At 58.7% G+C, this 17021-nt stretch carries 17 protein-coding genes; 4 read left to right on the plus strand and 13 right to left on the minus strand.

Going from position 1 to position 17021, the window contains the following annotated elements; genetic code table 11:
• Positions 1–3: 3 nt before the first annotated feature.
• From FRH_RS11145 to FRH_RS11155, 3 genes are read right to left on the minus strand one after another with little or no spacing between them, the layout of a single operon-like run.
• A complete protein-coding gene (locus FRH_RS11145) occupies positions 4–801 on the minus strand; it encodes an ABC transporter permease (protein ID WP_139525459.1) in 798 nt (265 codons plus the stop codon).
• Complete coding sequence (locus FRH_RS11150; RefSeq protein WP_231125522.1) at positions 798–1778, minus strand: ABC transporter permease; 981 nt, start codon at positions 1776–1778, stop codon at positions 798–800. The genes FRH_RS11145 and FRH_RS11150 overlap by 4 nt, the downstream gene beginning before the upstream one ends.
• Positions 1769–3352: an ABC transporter substrate-binding protein gene (locus FRH_RS11155; RefSeq protein ID WP_139525460.1), complete on the minus strand. Its 1584-nt coding sequence runs from the start codon at positions 3350–3352 to the stop codon at positions 1769–1771. Before FRH_RS11155 ends, FRH_RS11150 begins: the two co-directional genes overlap by 10 nt.
• 105 nt (positions 3353–3457) lie before the next feature.
• Here FRH_RS11155 and nikR point away from each other — a divergent pair, with 105 nt between their 5' ends.
• Complete coding sequence (gene nikR, locus FRH_RS11160; RefSeq protein WP_139525461.1) at positions 3458–3859, plus strand: nickel-responsive transcriptional regulator NikR; 402 nt, start codon at positions 3458–3460, stop codon at positions 3857–3859.
• A gap of 79 nt (positions 3860–3938) precedes the next feature.
• Here nikR and FRH_RS11165 read toward each other — a convergent pair whose 3' ends face one another.
• Entirely contained in the window at positions 3939–4421 is a 483-nt protein-coding gene (locus FRH_RS11165) for a peptidylprolyl isomerase (RefSeq protein WP_139525462.1), read from the minus strand.
• Between the two features lie 176 nt (positions 4422–4597).
• Here FRH_RS11165 and FRH_RS11170 point away from each other — a divergent pair, with 176 nt between their 5' ends.
• Positions 4598–4876 carry a hypothetical protein gene (locus tag FRH_RS11170; protein WP_139525463.1) on the plus strand — a complete coding sequence of 93 codons (279 nt, stop codon included), beginning with the start codon at positions 4598–4600 and terminating at the stop codon, positions 4874–4876.
• A gap of 137 nt (positions 4877–5013) precedes the next feature.
• On the opposite strand, the gene FRH_RS11175 is transcribed toward FRH_RS11170, so the two are convergent.
• The 9 genes from FRH_RS11175 to FRH_RS11215 form a co-directional block, all read right to left on the minus strand.
• Complete coding sequence (locus tag FRH_RS11175) at positions 5014–5481, minus strand: glycine zipper 2TM domain-containing protein (RefSeq protein ID WP_054641192.1); 468 nt, start codon at positions 5479–5481, stop codon at positions 5014–5016.
• Between the two features lie 225 nt (positions 5482–5706).
• On the minus strand, positions 5707–7305 hold the full coding sequence (locus FRH_RS11180) for an isocitrate lyase (RefSeq protein WP_139525464.1): 1599 nt from the start codon (positions 7303–7305) through the stop codon (positions 5707–5709).
• A 381-nt stretch (positions 7306–7686) separates the two neighbouring features.
• A complete protein-coding gene (locus tag FRH_RS11185) occupies positions 7687–8112 on the minus strand; it encodes a GNAT family N-acetyltransferase (RefSeq protein WP_139525465.1) in 426 nt (141 codons plus the stop codon).
• A gap of 3 nt (positions 8113–8115) precedes the next feature.
• Complete coding sequence (locus FRH_RS11190; protein WP_139525466.1) at positions 8116–9291, minus strand: cupin domain-containing protein; 1176 nt, start codon at positions 9289–9291, stop codon at positions 8116–8118.
• 50 nt (positions 9292–9341) lie between these two features.
• A complete protein-coding gene (gene purB / locus FRH_RS11195; protein ID WP_139525467.1) occupies positions 9342–10727 on the minus strand; it encodes an adenylosuccinate lyase in 1386 nt (461 codons plus the stop codon).
• Between the two features lie 55 nt (positions 10728–10782).
• Positions 10783–11421, minus strand: a complete 639-nt coding sequence (gene hflD, locus FRH_RS11200) for a high frequency lysogenization protein HflD (RefSeq protein ID WP_139525468.1) — start codon at positions 11419–11421, stop codon at positions 10783–10785.
• A complete protein-coding gene (gene mnmA, locus FRH_RS11205) occupies positions 11418–12575 on the minus strand; it encodes a tRNA 2-thiouridine(34) synthase MnmA (RefSeq protein ID WP_281996871.1) in 1158 nt (385 codons plus the stop codon). The genes hflD and mnmA overlap by 4 nt, the downstream gene beginning before the upstream one ends.
• Before the next feature lie 73 nt (positions 12576–12648).
• Complete coding sequence (locus tag FRH_RS11210) at positions 12649–13119, minus strand: NUDIX hydrolase (RefSeq protein WP_139525470.1); 471 nt, start codon at positions 13117–13119, stop codon at positions 12649–12651.
• The gene (locus tag FRH_RS11215) at positions 13116–13787 is read right to left on the minus strand and encodes a pseudouridine synthase (RefSeq protein ID WP_139525471.1); all 672 of its coding nucleotides are present in this window, start codon (positions 13785–13787) and stop codon (positions 13116–13118) included. Before FRH_RS11215 ends, FRH_RS11210 begins: the two co-directional genes overlap by 4 nt.
• A gap of 308 nt (positions 13788–14095) precedes the next feature.
• Between FRH_RS11215 and FRH_RS11220 the strand changes: the two genes are divergently transcribed.
• Positions 14096–16330: an NADP-dependent isocitrate dehydrogenase gene (locus FRH_RS11220; RefSeq protein WP_139525472.1), complete on the plus strand. Its 2235-nt coding sequence runs from the start codon at positions 14096–14098 to the stop codon at positions 16328–16330.
• A 294-nt stretch (positions 16331–16624) separates the two neighbouring features.
• The gene (clpS, locus tag FRH_RS11225) at positions 16625–16933 is read left to right on the plus strand and encodes an ATP-dependent Clp protease adapter ClpS (protein WP_044627932.1); all 309 of its coding nucleotides are present in this window, start codon (positions 16625–16627) and stop codon (positions 16931–16933) included.
• Positions 16934–17021 lie beyond the last annotated feature (88 nt).

Raw genomic sequence — 17021 nt, forward strand, 5'->3', positions numbered from 1 at the left:
GCCTTACAGCGCTTGGCGCAGCAGGGCCGCAAAACGCCCAATGGCCAGCACCATGAGCAGTAAGCCCAGCCCCGGAAACACGCCAAGCCACCAGTAGCCACCAGTGAGATAGCGCATGGCGTCGGCCAGTAGTACGCCAATGGCGGGCTGGGTTGGGTCCAGGCCAACGCCCAAAAAGGTCAGAGCGGCTTCATGCAAAATGGCATGGGGGAACAGCAGCAGTGCGCCGACCAAGCAGTGAGGCAGTAAATGGGGCAGCAGGTGGTGCCACACAATAAACCCGTGGGGTTTGCCGAATGCTTTCGACATGGCTACGTACGGGGCATGGCGTACACTCAATAGCTCTGCGCGCAGCACCCTGGCAAGACTGGGCCAGTGGGTCAGTGCGACCGCTATAATCACTGCCTGGGTTCCGCCGCCGAGGGCAAAGGCAATCAGCAGCAGTAAAATCAGGTGCGGTACGCTTAGCAGCGTATCAATCAGCAGGCTGACCAGGGCATCTAGCGTTGATGACAGCATCGCTAGGCTCGCCAGGCTTACGGCAATCAGCGTGCCTAGTAGTGCGGCGCTAAGACCTACCCAAAAACTCAGAGCAAGACCGGCCAGCGTGCGTGCCCATAGCTCCCGGCCCAGCGCATCCGTTCCCAGCCAGTGGGTGGCGCTAGGAGGCATTAAGCGCGCCTCAAATTGCATGTGAAAAGTCGTATCACCTAGCCAGACATGGTGGCTGAGCAGCAGTGCCACCAGTAGGCAGAGCATTGCTGCGTAGCCTGCTGCCAGTAGGCGCGGTTGGCGGTTCATCGCTGCCCCTGCGCTATGCGCGGGTCGGCTAACTGGTAAAGGCCATCGGCGATAAGATTGCCCATGCTGACAAACAGCGCGGTGAACAGCGCAATCGCGAGCAGCAGGGGCACATCGCTTCTTAAACCCGCCGCAACAGTGGCCTGACCAAGCCCGGGATAAGCAAAGACTTGCTCAATTAGTAGGGAACCGCCAAACAGCTCGCCGAGAGAGGCAAACGCCAGGGTGATGGCGGGCAGGCTGGCATGGCGAAGGCCATGACGCCAAGCGATATCGAAGCGGCTTGCGCCTTGTGCAAAGGCGTGCAGCGCCGTCTCCGAGCGCATAAACGCCACCATCTTGGCACGCGTGTGCAGTGTGATCGTCGCCATACCCAGCAGCGCCAGTGTCGCCATCGGCAAGATCAAGTGATGTAGACGCGTCAGTGGGCCCACCTCTTGCCTGAGAACGCCCATGGGGCCGGCGCAGCAGGTGGGTGTCCAGCCGAGGGTGACCGAAAAGAGCAGCAGCGCCAGCATGGCCAGCCAAAAGGTGGGCGTCGAGGCGGTGATATAGGCATAGCCGCTAATCAGACGGTCAAGCCAAGCGCCCTCTTTGCTGCCTGCCGCGATGCCCAGGAGCATCCCCAGGGCGAGTGAGAGTAGCCAGGCGCCAAACAGCAGGAAGAACGAGCGCTGGAAGCGCTGGCCAATGACCTCGCTGACCGGCTGGTTGTAGATATGGCTCCAGCCCAGCTCTCCGCTGAGCAGCTGGCGCAGCCAGTGGCTAAATTGGACCATAGCAGGCGCATCAAACCCCCACTGCTCTGCGATTAAGGCCCGCTGTTCCGGGCTTACCTGGGCCATCTGCGGGCCAAGATAGGCATCGACAGGGTCGATGGGCGAGAGCATCATCAGCCCAAACGAGACGGCCGCGACACATAGTAGTACCAGCACCAACCGCAGTAGGCGTGCCGTGAACCAGGTGGCTAGTCGCACGACCAGCGCCACTCCAGCAGGTTAGCTGTTATCGGCCAGCCGTGTCCGTGGGGGGCCACGCCCAGCTCACCCAGATCAAGGCAGCGGTGGGTGGCATACACATGGGCAAGGTTGACCATCCAGGCCCAACTGGTATCACCCTGCAACCCATAGCCGGTGTCGCCATCCCACTGCGCCGCTTGCCAGAGTGGGTTGGCCGCTTCCGGCGTTGCTGCGGCCTGAGCGGCCTCTAAGTGTTTATCCACGGTCTCGTTGGCGTAATAGCCGCTGTTATAGAAACCAAATCCGGCATGCTCGCTATGAAACAGGTAGTACACCTCCTGCGGACTATGGCTGCCGAAACCAAACACAATGGCATCTTGATGGAGGGCTTCCCGTTGAATCTCGTCCCAGTGGCGGCCGGTGGGCTGCATCTCGATGCCAAGCGGTCGCACCATCTCAGCGCTCACTTGGGCGAGCTGTTGGCGCGTGGTGTCGCTCGATGGGTACGTCAGGCGAAAACGTGCTGGCTGGCCGTCTTTAAAACGCAGCCCGTCTTCGTCCTGGCGAACCCAGCCTGCTTCATCGAGTAGGGCATTAGCGCGTGCTAAATTGGGCGCCGCCACTTTCTCGCCTTCTTGGCTCCAGGGCAGGCCGTCCGCCGGGCCAAAGGCCGGACGACCAAAACCGTTGAGCGCTACGTCCACCAGTGTTTCGCGGTCGAGGGCAAGATTCACCGCCTGACGGATGGCGAGATCAGACGTGACGTCATTGCCAATCGGAGCGCCGTTGGCAGCCTGTTCGCCTTCATCGGGCTGCATAGGAAACAGAATGCCGCGGTTGTCCACACTCTTCATGATGACCCGCTGCATTTGGCTGGGGAGGTTGTTCGCCAGTGCTTGTGGCACCGCGGCGAGATCCACCTCACCGGCGTGGGCGGCACTGAGCGTGGCGGCCTCATCGGTAAATAAAAACACCAGGCGCTCAAAGATGGGCGTGGGGCCATAGAAGTAGGGGTTGCGCTCAACAATCAGCTGCTCGCCCTCTTGCCATTCGACCAACTGGTAAGGCCCGGATCCTAACGGCTGTCTGCCGTAACCCTCGCTATAGCCATTGTCCCGGTCAGCGTCAGGCACGATGCCCAGCGTCATGAGTTGATCGATAAAGGTAATGCGCGGTGCCTTTAGCGTCAGTTCAACCGTGTTGCCGTCGATGGCCCGGGCGCTCTCCAGTGCACTGAGATCGGCACGGCCACCCGCCTCCGCGGCGGCATTGAAGGTGAAGGCCACATCGTCAGCGGTGAGCGGGGTGTTATCGGAAAAACGCACATCCGTACGTAAAGTGAGCGTCCAGGTGAGGCGATCGTCAGACAGCGACCACTCGGTCGCCAGCCCCGGTTGCGGCGTCAAATCTTGGCCACGGGTGAGTAGCGTGGATTGAAACAACGGGTTGCCGTACTGCCCCCAGCCCAGCAGTGGGTTAAAGCCTTGTTCCGGCTCGCCGCCAATGGCTAGCACTAGCTGCTCTTTGGCCAACGCAGGCGCGCTTAGCGCTACGCATGTGGCTGCTAGAGCCAGTATGATAGAGCGACGCATAAGACACCTTTTAAGGCTGCTGATATGATGTTTTTACAATAACATCATACTATCAACGCTGGAAGTTGCGGCGATGCACAATGAGAGACCGGCGAAGGAGAGGGTATGCAGCGGGTAACGGTAACGCTGGATGAAGAGCTGTTAAGCGACGTCGACGCGCTGATGGCGCTGCGCGGCTATCAAAATCGCTCGGAGGCGATTCGTGATCTCACCCGCAGCGGGCTGACGCAGGCTAAAGAGCAGGTTGCACCTGATGCGCCGTGCATGGGAGCGCTGGTGTACGTGTATGATCACGCGGCGCGAGATCTTTCCAAGCGGCTGACTCGCCACTCCCATGATCATCACGACTTGACGCTCTCGACGCTGCACGTGCACATCAATCACGATAGTTGTCTGGAGGTGGCGCTATTGAAGGGGCAGGGGAGCGCACTGAAGCAGTTCTCCGATGAGGTGACGTCATCGCGCAGCGTGCGCTACGGCCAGCTCGTACTGATTCCTGACGAATAGGGCGCTAATGCCCACTTGAAAACCTGATATCCATAAAAAAGGGCGGCCCAGTGGCCGCCCCTTGATCGCGTCGAGTCGCTCAGTGCTCGACACCACCTTCGCCGTGCACGTGGCCGTGCTCGACTTCTTCCTGGCTAGCTTCGCGAACGGTCGCAATCTCAACGTCGAAGTTGAGGTGCTGGCCTGCTAGCGGATGGTTGCCATCGACGACGACGGTATCGCCTTCGACTTTCTTGACGGTCACCATCAGCGGGCCACCCTGGGTCTGGGCTTGGAACTGCATGCCGGGCTCGACGCTCTCGACGCCTTGGAACGCATCGCGCGGCACTTCTTGCATCAGCTGTTCTTGAACTTCACCGTAGCCCTCTTCCGGAGCGACTTGGACGTTCAGTTTGTCGCCAGCAGCGCGGCCTTCGAGCTCTTTTTCCAGGCCTGGGATGATGTTGCCAGCGCCGTGGAGATAGGTGAGCGGCTCGCGGCCTTCGGAACTGTCTAGCACCTCACCTGCATCGTTGGTCAGGGTATAGTGGAACGCGACAACCGAGTTTTGCGCAATTTGCATTGAATAACCTTTCGGTGAGTGCATGTCCCAACATGGTAACGCGTGTGGAGCGGCTTGTCAGGGGGGCGGCGGGGTTTTTCCACCCACACGCCTTTAGCGCTATTGCGCCTAGGGGTGTGCAGGGATACCCTACATCCACCCATTTTTAACCTGCCATACACTCGCTGGAGTCCGTTATGACCATCTTCTTTATTTGGGTTGTCGCCTTCGCGCTGATTGCATATTTTGCTAATAAACGTTGGGAAAGCGGCGTTAGCCAAGGGTTGGACAAAGTGCTGCCCGAGGTGCTGAAAAGCCATGGTGACAACCGCTACCTGTGGGTAGCGGCGTTGGCCGTACTGGGCGCAACGACACTGATTCGCCCGGTAGACGTGCTGCTGGTGGCGATCTTGCTAGCCGTGATTGGCTTGATCATCGTGAAGCTCGCCAATTGGGCAAGCAGCATGGCCCACTAAGTCGAGCCATCGAGTCCACTCCTGGGTTCGAATCGTCAAATAGCTGAATAAACAACAGCCCGGCCAAATCGGCCGGGCTGTTGTTTTGACGAGCCGCGACGCGTATAGCGTCGGGCGAATAGTGGGCAACTCTGGTGCTAGTAAGGCGCAACGCTCAGGTTGGCACCGCTGCCAATCAAACGAACCCGTTGGCCTGCTTGGTACTGACGATCGGCGCTTTGCACGACGACCACATCCGTCCCATCATCACGACGAATTTCCATTTCCAGTGCGTTGATCCGGTTGGCGCGATCTTCTGCGGCCGTACCGGCAACGGCACCGCCCAAGGCACCGGCAACGGTGGCAAGCTGACGGCCAGAACCGCCGCCAATTTGGCTACCTAGCAGGCCACCAATCACGGCGCCGCCGCCACCACCCAGCAAATTGCCGGTGCGGCTATCGGCCTGAATTTGTACGGGGCGAACGGCCACGATGGTGCCATAGCTGACGCTCTGCCCCGTTTGCGCTTGGTTACCACGGTAAACATCGCCTGAGTAGGGCGCGGTATTGGCGCAGCCAGCCAGTGTCAAAATGCTCAATGCAGCAACGGGTAATAAACGTTTCATTAAAACCTCCAGTGGGTATCTATCCGCGTCAATGGCGTTTCATCAATTGCCAAACATCGCGTCTATTTCGTTTTAGAACAGCGTTCGTTAAAAGATAACGGAAGTGTGGCGCTTTGACCAGCCATCCCAAAAAAAGGTCACAATGATAGTGTAGACAGGCATTAAGAAAGCAGTGTGCAAAAAAACAGGAGGCCGACGCCTCCTGTGGGTCATGCGAAGAGCGGATTAACCAAACTGGTTCATGGTGTTGTCTTTACCGCCCGCCTTGAGCGCGGCGTCGCCATGGAAGAACTCTTTGTGGTCGTCGCCGATATTGGAGCCTGCCATGTCCTGGTGTTTGACCGTGGCGATACCTTGGCGAATCTCCTGGCGTTGAACGCCTGCGACGTAGGCCAGCATGCCTTCGTCACCGAAGTAGCCCTTGGCGAGGTTGTCGGTAGACAGCGCTGCCGTATGGTAGGTGGGTAGCGTGATCAGGTGGTGGAAGATACCGGCTTCGCGAGCACCGTCGCGCTGGAAGTTGCGCGTCCACTCGTCGGCGAGTTGACCCAGTTCGGTGTCGTCGTACTCGACGCTCATCAGCTTGTCGCGCTGGTAAGCCGACACGTCCTTGCCCTCTTTCTCCCAAGCATCGAAGACCTGCTGACGGAAGTTGAGCGTCCAGTTGAAGGAGGGCGAGTTGTTGTAGACTAGCTTCGCATCCGGCACCACCTCGCGGATACGGTTCACCATGCTGGCAATTTGGCCAACGTGGGGCTTTTCGGTCTCGATCCACAACAGGTCGGCACCGTTTTGCAGGCTGGTGATGCAGTCCAGCACCACGCGATCTTCCCCCGTGCCCGGCTTGAACTGGTAGAGACCCGAGGCTAAACGCTTGGGCTTGACCAGCTTGCCGTTTTGCTTGATGACGACGTCACCGTTGCTGATGTCTGCCGCGTTCTCGATGACGTCCCCATCCAAGAAGCTGTTGTACTGGTCGCCCAGGTCGCCCGGCTCATGGGTGACGGCAATCTTTTGGGTGAGCCCTGCGCCAAGGGAGTCGGTGCGCGCCACGATGACGCCATCTTCGACGCCCAGCTCTAAGAAGGCGTAGCGCACGGCGTTGATCTTCGCTAGGAAGTCTTCGTGGGGAACGGTGACCTTGCCATCCTGGTGGCCGCACTGCTTCTCGTCGGAGACCTGGTTTTCGAGCTGGATACAGCAAGCGCCCGCTTGAATGAATTTTTTGGCCAGTAGGTAGGTGGCTTCGGCGTTACCGAAACCGGCGTCGATATCGGCAATGATCGGCACGATATGCGTTTCGTAGTTGTCGATCTTGCTGATCAGCTCTTTCTCTTTAGCGCTATCGCCTGCCGCCTTGGCGTCGTCCAGGGCGCGGAACAGGTGGTTGAGTTCCCAGGCATCCGCTTGCTTGAGGAAGGTGTAGAGTTCCTCGATCAGGTTGGCGACCGAGGTTTTCTCGTGCATGGATTGGTCGGGTAGCGGGCCGAACTCGGAGCGCAGCGCGGCTACCATCCATCCAGAGAGGTAGAGGTAGCGGCGTTTGGTGGTGCCGAAGTGTTTCTTGATCGAGATGAGCTTTTGCTGACCGATGAAACCGTGCCAGCAGCCCAACGACTGAGTGTACTGGGAGGTGTCGGCATCGTAGGCGGCCATGTCGTCGCGCATGATCTTGGCCGTGTAGCGAGCGATGTCCAAACCGGTATGGAAACGGTTTTGAGCGCGCATACGGGCAGCATATTCAGGTTTGATGGCTGACCACTTGCCGCCTTGGGCTTCGCGAAGGTGGGCCATGGCTTTGATATCGTCGAGCAGTCCTGTCATGAGCTGTTTCCTCCAGAGTTATCGTCGTTCGCACGTTAGCTTGTTCTTATGCTGCACCTGCGAGATAGATTCCAGCATTATTCAAATTCGCGGCGCTGTCTCTACACCCATCGTCTCTTAATAAAACGTCGCGGTGTGGCGCTTTGCGTTTCACAGTGTCGGTGTCTCCGAAGAGGAGAGTCCTTAACGCTGCAGTGCAATAACTATCGACTAGGCAAGGAGATCCAACAATTGTCACTTGGGGGCACGCGGCGTTGTAGTCCGACGACAGCGACTACGCCAAACGCCCTGTTTGTGTAGTCGTTTTTCGTCATGGCTTTGACTACGAACACAAAAAAAGCGCCACACGGGGTGGCGCTTGGCGACATTGGCGCTGAATCACTACAAAAACAGCGTCATCTCACGATGGGGAATGCCTGCATCCATAAACACGTCGCCGTGGGCAACGAACCCTAGCTGCTCGTAAAAAGCGAGAGCATGTAGCTGGGCGCTGAGCACCGCCCGGGCGTGCCCGGCATCGCGTGCCGCTTGGATGGCGGCCTCCATGAGTTGATAGCCAATGCCCAGCCCCCGGGCATGTTCGAGCACTGCCACTCGGCCAATGTGGCCATCGGGAAGAAGGCGGGCCGTGCCGACCGGCTCGCCTTTGAGCATGGCCAGAAAATGCAGGCACTGCGAATCGAGGCCATCCCACTCTTCCTCTTGAGGTACCTGCTGTTCATCGATGAAGACGACTCGGCGGATCCGCGAAGCGTGCTCTTCCAGTATTTCCCAGTGGCCGCTTGTCACGGTGGCGTTTTGTTCCAAGCGTTACTCCTCGTCGTCGCCCATGAAGCCCAGGCTGCCGCTATTGATCAGTCGAGTCACCAGAGCGGCGGCGCCCTCGAGTTCCAGCACGTCCGCGTACATCGGTGTAGCGTCGGCAAGGCGTTTGGCGAGGGGTTCTGAGCAGGCGTGCCCGTCGCCATCGACGAACAGCGTGGTGCCAGAGGCATCGCTGCGCCAAGCGAAGCGAGACCCTGGCATATGGAACAAAGGTTCGCCGTCTTGTAGTTGAGCAACAAGGTCGGCTTCGCTCATCGGCTCTTCGAGAGGCACGACTTGATCGATATATTTGGGCTGGGTCATCACGCGGCCAAACCACTGGGCCACTTGCTCAGGGTTATCCAGCGCGCTCAGCATGAACTGACGCATGCGTTCGACGGCGGCATCGTCCAGCTCGCCTACCTCCTCGGCAGGGGCCATGCCCGCATCGCTATAACGCTGGGAGTCCGACATTTGTTCGCCGACATAATCGGCATACGAGGTGATGGCTTCGTCGGCCGAGGGCGCGCGAAAACCCACCGAAATGGTCATGCAGTCATCGCTTTGGCTGACGCCGTGGTGTGCCCAGCCTGGCGGCAAATACAACATGTCGCCGGGTGCCAGGGTCCAGTCGGAGTCTGCTTCGATCTCGAACGACTCGAGGATGCGCAGATCGATCCCTTGGATGATCGGCGCATTGTCGAGCTGCTTACCACCCAACTGCCAGCGGCGGTGGCCGCTAGCCTGCAGGAGGAAGACGTCGTACTGGTCGATGTGTGGCCCAACGCTGCCACCGGGAGGGGCGTAGCTGACCATGATGTCGTCCAGCCGCCAGCGAGGTAGGAAGTCGAACTCGTCCATCAGCGCCGCAATGGAGGGCACGTAGTGATCGACCGCTTGTACCAGCAGGCTCCAGTGACCTTCGGGCAGCCGCTCGAAAGTGGCGTCGTCGAACGGCCCGTGCGAGACCTGCCAGGGGCCGTCGGGGCCATTCTCTTCGACCAGCCGCGCTTCGACGCCCGGTTCGCAGGCAAGGCCTGCCAGTTCGTCGGGATCGATGGGGCTGACGAAATCGGGGATAGCGCCACGGATCAGCAGTGGCTTCTGCTGCCAGTAGTTGGCCAAGAAGTCTGCGGGCGTTAAATCGCCCAACAGGGTGAGTGGCTTATCGTGATGACTCATGGCGTTATCCTAGTTCAAGTGAGCACTACGTCAGTGCCGCAGAGCGTCGTTTAGAGTGCAGCAAGCCGCTGATTGAGAGCTTCGGCCTGGGCCTTCGCATTACCAATATAGCTGGCAGGCGAGAGATCTTTCAGCTCCTTTTTGACCGTCTCAGGTAGCTCGAGTGTGTCAATGAAGGCAGCAAAGCCTGCCTGATCGATCCGCTTGCCGCGGGTCAGTTCTTTGAGCTTCTCGTAGGGTTTTTCGATGCCGTAACGCCGCATGACGGTCTGGATAGGTTCGGCCAGCACTTCCCAGCTGTTGTCCAGGTCTTCTGCAAGACGCTCAGGGTTGGCTTCCAGTTTGCTGATGCCTTTCAGGCTAGCGTGGTAGCCAATCAGGCCGTAGGCCAGACCAACGCCAAGGTTGCGCAGCACGGTGGAGTCGGTCAGGTCGCGCTGCCAGCGCGAAATCGGCAGTTTCTGTGCCAGGTGGCTCATCACTGCATTGGCCAACCCCAAGTTACCCTCTGAGTTTTCGAAGTCGATCGGATTGACCTTGTGCGGCATAGTCGACGAGCCAATTTCGCCTTCTACGGTACGCTGCTTGAAATAGCCCAGCGAGATATAGCCCCAGACGTCGCGATCGAAATCGATCAAAATCGTGTGAAAGCGGCAGATCGCATCGAACAGCTCGGCAATGTAGTCGTGGGGTTCGATCTGTGTGGTGTAGGGGTTGAAGCTCAACCCTAAACCTTCGACGAAAGTGCGCGCGTTGGCTTCCCAGTCGATGTCCGGGTAGGTGGTCAGGTGGGCGTTGTAGTTGCCCACCGCGCCGTTGATTTTGCCCAGAATCTCGACGCTTTCGATCTGCTTGAGCTGTCGCTTGAGGCGATACGCCACGTTGGCCATCTCTTTGCCCAGCGTGGTGGGGCTAGCGGTTTGGCCGTGGGTGCGCGACAGCATCGGCTGACCGGCATGGGCAATCGCCAGCTTGGCAACTTCATCGGCGACTTGATGCATGGTCGGCAGCAAGGCTTTAAGGCCGTCTGCCAGCATCACGCCATAGGAGAGGTTGTTGATGTCCTCAGAGGTGCAGGCGAAGTGGATGAACTCGGTGACCGCATTCAACTCTGCTTGTCCTGCGATCTTTTCTTTCAAGAAGTACTCGACCGCTTTGACGTCATGGTTGGTGGTGCGCTCGATCTCTTTGATGCGCTCGGCGTCGTCCACGGAAAAGTCGCGAATCAACTGCTCTAAAAAAGCGGTGGCTTCTGCGGAGAGCGGGGGCACTTCCACGATTTGGCCGTGGTCAGCCAAGCGTTGCAGCCAGCGCACTTCCACAATGACCCGCGCGCGTATCAGGCCGAATTCGCTGAAGTGTTCACGTAGCGCGGCGGCTTTGGCGCCGTAGCGGCCGTCGACGGGGGAGAGGGCGGTCAGAGCAGAGAGTTGCATGGCTTGGTTTCCAGAGTAGTCAAAGTCAGGGATCGAAAGTGAGGTGGCGCAGCGGCTAGCCGAGGTCATCCAGTGCTCGGCGCATTGCCTTGCGCTGGAAAACCAGTTTCCAGCGGCGCCCACCCTGCTGATGCCATAGCAGGGCGAAGCGGATGCCGGCCATCAGGCAGGCGCGCACCCGCTCCGGCATCATACGGGTTTGCAGTAACGAGGGGTCGCCCTGCACCACGATGCGTGTTTTAAACGTCGAGATAGTCTCTTGGTAAGCTTCACCGAGGCTGGCGATGACGTTTTCGTGGGTCGTGCCAAAGTGCTCCGCTTGTCCTTGGACATGAGCGAGTTTCTGGCCTAGCAGGTCCATCATCTGGCGGTCGGTGCGCAGCTTGTTCATCAACAAAAGCAGCGAGAAACCGTAGCGAAGCACGACCGGGTTAGCTTGCTTGCGCCCCACCAGTGCTTCCAGCGTTTCTAGACCGCGGCGCAGATTGTTGGGATGGCCGCCGTAAATCGCCTCGAAGCTTTCGGGATTCGTGTCGACCGTCGCGTTGATCAGCGTTTCCCAGGCGCGGGTATCGACCTGCCCGGTACGTGCCAGCTCGTCGACCAGACTGGCGGCTTGGAATACGCCCGCCAGCGCAAGGGTCTGGCGGGCAGCAGGGGAGTCGGGCGCGCGGTGTATCGGAGTGGCGCTCATGCGGCGGCCTCCGCCATTTTCCAGGTGGCGCGGATGACGCCGCCGCCCAGACAGATATCGTTATCGTAAAGCACTAGCGACTGGCCGGGCGTGACCGCCCACTGTGGATCGTCGAACACGACCTCGACACTGCCGTCCGGCTGGGCAATGATCTCGCAGGGACAGTCACTTTGGCGGTAGCGCGTCTTGGCGGTAAAGCGGCCCCGCTGCACGGGAGGATGACCCGCGACCCAGTCCATGGGCTCGGTGGCCAGCGCATCGGTGTACAGCAGCGGATGATGCTTGCCCTGAACCACGATCAGTACGTTGCGATCGAGATCCTTAGCCCCCACGTACCAGGGCTCTTCGGAGTAGTTGGCCAAGCCGCCGATTCCCAGTCCCTGACGCTGGCCTAAGGTGTAATACATCAAGCCCATGTGCTGGCCGATCTCATCGCCTTCGGGGGTCTCGATGGTCCCGGGTTGGGCGGGCAGATACTGTTGCAGAAAGTCGCGGAAACGACGTTCACCGATGAAGCAAATGCCGGTAGAGTCTTTCTTCTTGGCGGTGATCAGATCGTGCTGCTCCGCCAGCGCGCGCACCTCGGGTTTCTCCAGCTCGCCCACCGGGAACAGGGTGCGGGCGATGGCCGCTTCCGGCACGGCGTGCAGGAAGTAGCTTTGGTCTTTATTGCCATCCAGGCCTTTCAGCAGGCGCGGGTGGCCGTCGCGAATGCCTTGCCGCACATAGTGGCCGGTAGCGATTTTATCGGCACCTAGCATCTCGGCATACTCTAGAAAGACTTTGAACTTGATCTCGCGGTTGCAGAGGATGTCAGGGTTCGGCGTACGGCCCGCTTTGTACTCCGCTAAGAAGTGCTCGAAAACGTTGTCCCAGTATTCGGCGGCGAAGTTCGCAGTATGCAGTTTGATGCCCAGTTTGGCGCACACGGCTTCTGCATCCGCTAGGTCTTCTTTGGCCGTGCAGTATTCGGTGCCGTCGTCCTCGTCCCAGTTCTTCATAAACAAGCCTTCGACATCGTAACCCTGCTGGAGCAGAAGGAGTGCCGAAACGGAGGAGTCGACGCCGCCAGACATGCCGACGATAACCTTGCCGGTGGCCGCAGTGCGGATGTCCGCCGTGTCCTGGGTGGCTGAGCCATGGGTGGATGTCATGAGCATCCTCGGTTGAAGTGGTGTGCAATTGGGCGGCGATTATACACGATGGGGGCTCGATGCTTCGAGTGCTTCACTCCTTGATCACGCCAAGCGGGTAGCAGTGGCCGTTTAGCGCGTCGTCGATACGTTGGAGAACCAGCGGGCTGCGCAACCGTCGGGCGCCGTCCAACATGGCAATCTCCTCTCGTGTCAGCCAGTGGGTCGCGACGATGGCCGGGTCGATAGCCGAGCTAACGTACTGGCTGGGCGTGGCAACGAAACCGTGACTATGGAAGGTCGTACCGGCAGGCGTGTGAAAGACGTACAGCCCCAGATAGCCGGTCAAGGTGATCTGCCAAGCGGTCTCTTCCATGACTTCACGGTGAACGGCTGCCATCGGCCCTTCCCCGTGCTCGACGTGTCCGGCAGGCTGATTGAACAGCGTGTGTGGGCCACCTTTATTCTCTTCCACCATTAGAAAACGCCCCTGCTGCTCGATCACACAGGCAACGGTGCTGTGAATGATGGGGCGGGCAACGTCCGTTTGGACAACGCCGCTCATTTGCGTCTTCCTCTTGGTTTTGCACTGCTTTTCGAGCCGCGTTTGGCGCCCCTTTCAGCGTCCTTATGGGTGTTGAGTGGTTTGTGTTGTCCGCTGCGCGGCTTGGTCGCTTGGGTCGTCCGTGGCGCGTGTAGCGTCTCTTTGCGCCACTGGCCGGGTGCGAGATCGCCCAGTTGCCAGGGGCCAATCGCGGCACGTATCAGGCGCAGAGTGGGAAAGCCAACGTGGGCGGTCATGCGGCGCACTTGGCGATTGCGCCCCTCGCTAATGGTGAGTTCCAACCAGCTGGTCACGGGATGGCGTTTGGGATCGATGGCCGGGGCGCGCTCAGCCACGTCAGGGGGCGACATACGCCGAGCTTTGGCGGGCAAAGTGGGCCCATCTTTCAATGTGACGCCGGATACGAGTGCGCGAATGGCCTCGTCGGTAATGTGACCTTCGAGCTGCACCCAGTAGGTTTTTGGCTGTTTGTGACGGGGGTGGGCGATACGGTGGATCAGGTTGCCATCATCACTCAGCAAGAGCAGTCCTTCCGAGTCGTAATCGAGGCGTCCGGCCGCATAAACACCCGGCGCATCGAGCACGTCGGCCAGAGTAGAGCGGCCTTGGCTGTCGGTGAACTGGGAGAGCATGCGGTAGGGTTTGTGCAGTAGATATAGGGTGCTCATCGTCTCTCGAACTGTCTTGCAGACTGTAGGCAGAGGATTTGTCGACAATCGCTCATGCGGTTAAAGTGCAGCGCTGGTATAATCTGGCCCGGCTGTTTGAGTTTGAAAGGGCCGAAAGCAGAACGGTGCTTGCCGCGCCGTCGCCGTTACCGCAGTAACCACCGAGTGACCAGTAGTACCACCGACTGACTAAAGGGGCAGCGCATACAGGATGCTCCACACGCTTCGCGGCATGGCCAATCGTTGTAATGGGCCGCGTAGCTCAGGATTTTATAATCACAGCGACCGAAAAAGAGGTTAACGCAAAAATGTCTAAAACGCCGAAGATCATTTATACGCTCACCGATGAAGCTCCTGCGCTCGCTACCTACTCTCTGTTACCCATCATTGATGCTTTTACCGACTCTGCCGGTGTCGAAGTAGAGACCCGCGACATTTCGCTGGCTGCCCGTGTGCTGGCACAGTTTCCCGACATTCTGAACGACGAGCAGCGCGTCAGCGACGACTTGGCTGAGCTGGGTCAGCTGGCGAAGACGCCGGAAGCCAATATCATCAAACTGCCTAACATCAGCGCCTCTGGCCCCCAGCTCAAAGCGACCATCAAAGAGTTACAGAGTCAGGGTTATCCGCTGCCGGCGTATCCGGAAGAGCCTAAGAACGATGAAGAGGCCTCCATCAAAGCGCGCTATGACAAAGCCAAAGGCAGTGCGGTAAACCCGGTGCTGCGTGAGGGCAATTCTGACCGTCGTGCGCCGAAATCGGTCAAGAACTACGCGCGTAAATACCCGCACCGTATGGGCGAGTGGAGCGCTGACTCCAAGTCTCATGTCGCGCACATGAGCGAAGGCGATTTCTACGGCAGCGAGCAGTCAGCGGTCATGGAAAAAGCGGGCACGCTGAAGATCGCGCTGCAGCAAGCCGATGGCACCCAGGTAGTGCTAAAAGAGGGGCTTGCGGTACAGGCGGGTGAAGTGATCGATGCGGCGTGCATGAGCAGCCGTCGTCTGCGTAGCTTCATCGACAGCCAGATCAACGATGCTAAAGAGAGCGGCGTGCTGTTTTCGCTGCACCTGAAAGCTACCATGATGAAGGTCTCCGACCCGATCATGTTCGGCATCGTAGTTGAAGAGTTCTACAAAGAGGTGCTGGAGAAGCACGCTGACGCACTGAAGAGCGCGGGCTTCAACGCCAACAGCGGTATCGGCGACCTGTACAGCGCCATCGAGAAGCTGCCCAGCGACCAGCAAGACGCCATCAAAGGCGATGTCGAGGCGCTGTATCAAACACGCCCGGCCATGGCGATGGTGAATTCCCACAAAGGCATCACCAACCTCCACGTGCCCAGCGACGTGATCATCGACGCCTCCATGCCGGCGATGATTCGTGATTCCGGCAAGATGTGGAATGCCAACGATGAGTTGCAGGATGCCAAAGCGGTCATCCCGGATCGTTGCTACGCCACCATCTATCAAGCCGTTATCGAAGACTGCAAGCAGAACGGTGCGTTCGATCCGACCACGATGGGTAGCGTTCCTAACGTGGGCCTCATGGCGCAGAAAGCCGAAGAGTACGGCTCCCATGATAAAACCTTCCAAATGCCCGCCGACGGTACCGTCGTGGTGACCGACGACTCGGGCGAAACGCTATTCAGCCACACGGTAGAAGCGGGCGACATTTGGCGGATGTGCCAAACCAAAGATGCGCCGATTCAAGACTGGGTGAAGCTGGCGGTTACTCGTGCCCGCGACAGCGGTGCTCCAGCGCTGTTCTGGCTCGACGCCAACCGTGCCCATGACGCCCAACTGATCAAGAAGGTCGAAACGTACCTGAAAGACCACGACACGTCCGGCCTGGATATCCGTATCCTAGCGCCCGTCGACGCGATGAAACTCTCCCTGGAACGCATTCGCAAGGGTGAAGACACCATCTCCGTCACCGGTAACGTGCTGCGCGACTATCTCACCGACCTGTTCCCGATCATGGAGCTCGGCACTAGCGCCAAGATGCTTTCCATCGTGCCGCTGATGAACGGCGGTGGTCTGTTCGAAACCGGCGCTGGCGGCTCGGCACCGAAGCACGTTCAGCAGTTCCTGGAAGAGAACCATCTGCGCTGGGATTCGCTGGGTGAGTTCCTGGCGCTGGCAGCGTCGCTCGAACACCTAGGCAGCACCTTCGGTAATGCCCGCGCGACGCTGTTGGCAAAAGCGCTGGATGAAGCCAATGGCAAATTCCTCGACAGCAACAAGTCGCCATCGCGTAAAGTCGGCGAGCTGGATAACCGTGGCAGCCACTTTTACCTGGCCCTCTACTGGGCAGAAGCATTGGCAGCTCAGGATCAGGATGGCGATATGAAAACGCTGTTCGCCCGTTTGGCCGAAGCGCTCAAAGCCAACGAAGCCGCGATCGTTGACGAACTCAATAGCGTTCAAGGTCAGCCGGTCGATATTCAAGGCTACTTCCACCCGAACGGTGAACTGGCCAGCCAAGCCATGCGTCCAAGCAAGACGCTAAACGACGCCCTGGCAATGGTTGCCAAAGGCTAAATCGCCTGGTGACAGTCGCACCCTGTGTGCGGCTCGCCCCCTGCCTGCTTAGCAGGCAGGGGTTTTTTGTTTTGCCCAGTGTGATAATTTCGAGTTTTTCGTGAACCCTTGTTGATGGCGTGCGTCTTATACAGCAGATTATAGTGTGTACAACCGAGGCTGCTCTCAGCATCCTCCCTAGAACTGCTTGTCAGACACCGTCCGTCAGCCTAGAGATGATCCTTGCAGCTTATGCGTATTACAGAAAGCCCAATCGTGGTAGCGACGCTACAGGCAGGCATGACGCGTCCAGGCATGCCCGAGCACGATGATGACTTAGCGGTGCAGTCGGCCGAGCCCGCGCTGGCACAGCCGCCTTTATATAAAGTGGTGTTGCACAACGACGACTATACCCCCATGGAGTTTGTCGTCGAAGTGCTGCAGGGTTTTTTCAATATGGATAGCGAAAAAGCCGTACAGGTCATGCTGGCCGTACACACTCAGGGAAAAGCCACGTGCGGCATTTTTACCCGGGATATTGCTGAAACAAAGAGCTATCAAGTGAATGAGTACGCCCGTGAGTGCGAGCACCCATTAATGAGCGATATCGAAGCGGCCGATTGACCCCGTTGACGTAACCTGCGTTGAAAAAAAGTAGCGCAGGGGCTTGCAACCATGCCATTTGTACCCGATGTTGAAAGTGCCGGTCGAT

Origin of the sequence: Halomonas sp. A020 (assembly GCF_027943625.1) — a bacterium.
GTDB classification, from domain to species: Bacteria; Pseudomonadota; Gammaproteobacteria; order Pseudomonadales; family Halomonadaceae; genus Vreelandella; species Vreelandella piezotolerans.

What these genes read in the sequence shown, in the direction of transcription:
- FRH_RS11180 (WP_139525464.1), bottom strand. Translation starts at nt 7,305, where the DNA reads ATGACAGGACTGCTCGACGATATCAAAGCCATGGCCCACCTTCGCGAA.
- mnmA (WP_281996871.1), bottom strand. Translation starts at nt 12,575, where the DNA reads ATGACATCCACCCATGGCTCAGCCACCCAGGACACGGCGGACATCCGC.
- FRH_RS11215 (WP_139525471.1), bottom strand. Translation starts at nt 13,787, where the DNA reads ATGAGCACCCTATATCTACTGCACAAACCCTACCGCATGCTCTCCCAG.
- FRH_RS11145 (WP_139525459.1), bottom strand. Translation starts at nt 801, where the DNA reads ATGAACCGCCAACCGCGCCTACTGGCAGCAGGCTACGCAGCAATGCTC.
- clpS (WP_044627932.1), top strand. Translation starts at nt 16,625, where the DNA reads ATGCCCGAGCACGATGATGACTTAGCGGTGCAGTCGGCCGAGCCCGCG.
- FRH_RS11220 (WP_139525472.1), top strand. Translation starts at nt 14,096, where the DNA reads ATGTCTAAAACGCCGAAGATCATTTATACGCTCACCGATGAAGCTCCT.
- purB (WP_139525467.1), bottom strand. Translation starts at nt 10,727, where the DNA reads ATGCAACTCTCTGCTCTGACCGCCCTCTCCCCCGTCGACGGCCGCTAC.
- FRH_RS11175 (WP_054641192.1), bottom strand. Translation starts at nt 5,481, where the DNA reads ATGAAACGTTTATTACCCGTTGCTGCATTGAGCATTTTGACACTGGCT.
- FRH_RS11190 (WP_139525466.1), bottom strand. Translation starts at nt 9,291, where the DNA reads ATGAGTCATCACGATAAGCCACTCACCCTGTTGGGCGATTTAACGCCC.
- hflD (WP_139525468.1), bottom strand. Translation starts at nt 11,421, where the DNA reads ATGAGCGCCACTCCGATACACCGCGCGCCCGACTCCCCTGCTGCCCGC.
- FRH_RS11155 (WP_139525460.1), bottom strand. Translation starts at nt 3,352, where the DNA reads ATGCGTCGCTCTATCATACTGGCTCTAGCAGCCACATGCGTAGCGCTA.
- FRH_RS11165 (WP_139525462.1), bottom strand. Translation starts at nt 4,421, where the DNA reads ATGCAAATTGCGCAAAACTCGGTTGTCGCGTTCCACTATACCCTGACC.
- FRH_RS11170 (WP_139525463.1), top strand. Translation starts at nt 4,598, where the DNA reads ATGACCATCTTCTTTATTTGGGTTGTCGCCTTCGCGCTGATTGCATAT.
- nikR (WP_139525461.1), top strand. Translation starts at nt 3,458, where the DNA reads ATGCAGCGGGTAACGGTAACGCTGGATGAAGAGCTGTTAAGCGACGTC.
- FRH_RS11210 (WP_139525470.1), bottom strand. Translation starts at nt 13,119, where the DNA reads ATGAGCGGCGTTGTCCAAACGGACGTTGCCCGCCCCATCATTCACAGC.